This window comes from Nonomuraea sp. NPDC002799 (assembly GCF_053592075.1).
In genome coordinates this window covers 1-3,010 of the sequence record NZ_JBSFVA010000118.1, presented here as the reverse complement: position 1 = coordinate 3,010, position 3,010 = coordinate 1, and the positions used below count along the sequence as shown (strand labels likewise).

Sequence of the window (3,010 nt, the reverse complement as noted above, 5' to 3'; positions counted from 1 at the left end):
TACCCGCTGTCCGCCGAGGGCCTGTCGGTGAAGACGGACGAGGCGGGCAACCTGGAGGCCGTCGACGAGAACAACGGCACGCTCTTCATCGCGCCCACGCCGAAGATGTGGGACTCCCAGGGCATCAAGAGCCCCAAGGCGCTCAAGGAAGGCCGCTCCCCGGACACCCGTGAGGCCACCATGGGCGTGGAACTGGCGGGCAGGCACCTGCGGCTCAAGCCGGACCGGAAGATGCTGGCCGATCCGAAGACGAAGTTCCCGGTCTACCTGGACCCGTACTTCTCGGCCGCGCGCGGCTCGTGGACGGCCGTGTGGAGCAACTGGCCCAGCTCCAACTATCTCAACTCCAGCGACGTCGCCAGGGCCGGCCACGTCGAGTCGCAGACCAACCGCTCGTTCTTCCAGATGAACACCGGCTCGGCCATCCACGGCAAGCAGATCATCAAGGCGACGTTGCGCACCTACGAGACGTGGTCGTACTCGTGCGGTGCCCGCAAGGTCGAGGCCTGGGCGACGAACACGATCAGCAAGAGCACGACCTGGAACAACCAGCCGAAGTGGGTCACCAAGTTGTCCACGGTGAACGTGGCCAAGGGCTGGGGGGCGTCCTGCATGCCCGGCGGCGTCGAGTTCGACGTGACCCCGCAGGTCGTGAACGCCGCCGCCAACAAGTGGGCCAACATCACCGTCGGCATCCGCGCCACCAGCGAGAGCGACGTCTACGCCTGGAAGAAGTTCAAGAACAACCCGACCGCCGTGATCGAGTACAACTCGCTGCCGGTCGACCCCGTGGCCGCGGACCTGTGGTCGGACCCGGGCGGTCCCTGCGTCTCGGGTGAGGGCCGGCCGATCATCAGCACCGCCACGCCGAAGTTGTGGGCGAAGCTGAAGGACGTCGACAACTCGGTCAAGGGCCGGTTCGAGTGGTACAACGAGGCCGGGGTGAAGGCGGGCGAGCAGGTCACCGCGCTGGGCTCGACCGGCACGGCCTTCTACGCGACGATCCCGCCGAGCCTCTATGCCGACGGCGCGCTGATCCGCTGGCGGGCCCGCGGTGAGGACGGCAAGGCCAGCAGCGCGTGGAGCCCCTGGTGCGAGGCCACCATCGACGCCACCGCCCCCGGCAAGGAGCCGGAGATCTCCTCGCCCGAATACACGGAGAACGGCTGGAGCGACGGGGTCGGCCTGCCCGGCACGTTCAGATTCGCCCCGAACGGCGTCCCCGACGTCGCCGCCTACGTCTATGGCCTCGACACCACGCCCAAGACGGAGGTCGTCCCCGGCTCGGACGGCGCCGCCACGATCGCGCTGACGCCGCGTCACGACGGCCCCAACGTGTTGTCGGTGCGCAGCAAGGACCGCGCCGGGCAGCTCGGCCCGATCCGCACCTACGTCTTCAACGTCAACACCGGCAAGGGCCCGGCCGGTCACTGGCCGCTGGACGAAGGCCAGGGCACCGTCGCGGCCGACACCGCGAACGCCCACCCCGCGACGCTGTACGGGGCGGCCTGGACCTCCGGCAGGACCGGCACCGCACTGAAGCTGGCCGGCTCCTACGCCCAGACCTCCGGCCCCGTCATCGACACCGGCCGCAACTTCACCGTCAGCGCCTGGGCCCGCCTGACCGGCAACGCGGCCACCGCCACCGTCGTCACCCAGGAGGGCGCCAGGACGGGCGCGTTCTCCCTGCAGTACTCCAAGGCCAACGACCGCTGGGCGCTGGCCCAGGCCGCGACGGACGCGGACGGCGCGGCCATCGTGCGCGCCGTGTCCGCGGCGGCGCCGCGGCTGAACGAGTGGACCCACCTGACCGGCGTCTACGACTCGGCGGCCGGCCAGATCTCGCTCTACGTGAACGGCAAGCTGGAGTCCACGGTCGCCGTCACGGCACCGTGGAAGGCCACCGGCCCCTTGACGATCGGCCGCGGAAAGGTCGGCGGGGCGGCTGCGGAGAGCTGGTCCGGGGACGTCGACGAGGTGCGGGTCTACGCCCGCGCCATGTTCGCCGACGAGGTCGCCGACCTGGTCAACAGCGCCGCCACGCTGGTCGGCCACTGGAAGCTGGACGAGGAGTCCGGCTTGTCGGCGGCCGACTCCTCGGGCCGGGCGACCGCCGCGACGCTGTCCGGAGCCGCCTCGTGGACGTCGGGCTGGCTGGACGGCGCGCTCGCGCTCGACGGCGTCAGCGGTTACGCCCAGACGACCGGGCCCGCGGTCAACACCAGGACCGGGTTCACCGTGGCCGCCTGGACGCAGCTCGACTACCTGCCTGCCCGTGACGCCGCCGCCGTGGCCCAGCCGGGCACCAGGGCCGCGGGCTTCCAGCTCGGCTTCGACAAGGAGCAGGGCCGGTGGACGCTCGGCATGGCCGCCGCCGACACCGACACCGCCGCCCTCGTGCGGACCCGGTCCGACGCCGTCCCGGCGCCGATGGAGTGGGCCCACGTCGCCGGCGTCTACGATCCGCTGGCCGGCGAGCTGCGCGTCTACGTCAACGGCCGCCTGTCCACCACCACCGTCACCTCTCACCTGAGTGCTTGGAACGCCACCGGCCCGCTGCAACTCGGCCGGACCAAGACCGCGGGCGTCTTCACCGGCTTCTGGCCGGGATCCGTCGACGACGTCCGCACGTACGACGGTGTGCTCAACGCCGAGCAGATCGCCCAGCTAGCCGCCCAGTAACGCCGCCCAGTAACGCCGCCCTGACCAGCACCTCCTGACTGGAAAGAGTTCATGGACTTACCGGATGAGTTAAGGCTGCCCGAATCCCGCTGGAATCGTGCTCCGGAACCGGAGACGGAAGACACCCCGGACCCTTACTGGAATCGTTTCGTCCAGCCCAAGCCGGAGTCGGCCTGGCCGCGCCGGCTGGCGGCCCTGTTCTCCGTCCTCGTGATCGTCCCGCTGGTGTCCACGATGCCCGCCTCGGCCGCCGCCCGCCCGGCGCCGGCCGTGCAGAAGGAGACGCCGGTCAAGGGCGGGAAGGTGCCGGTCCTGCCGCCGCCGGCCG

2 protein-coding genes are annotated in these 3,010 nt (G+C 70.8%); both read left to right on the top strand.

What is annotated here, in order from left to right; translation table 11 throughout:
• On the top strand, window positions 1-2,682 hold a 2,682-nt coding region (locus ACWD0F_RS51905; protein WP_449890532.1), incomplete at its 5' end, for a LamG-like jellyroll fold domain-containing protein.
• Window positions 2,683-2,733: 51 nt separating this feature from the next.
• A partial coding sequence (locus ACWD0F_RS51900; protein WP_449890531.1) for a hypothetical protein occupies window positions 2,734-3,010 on the top strand: 277 nt, incomplete at its 3' end.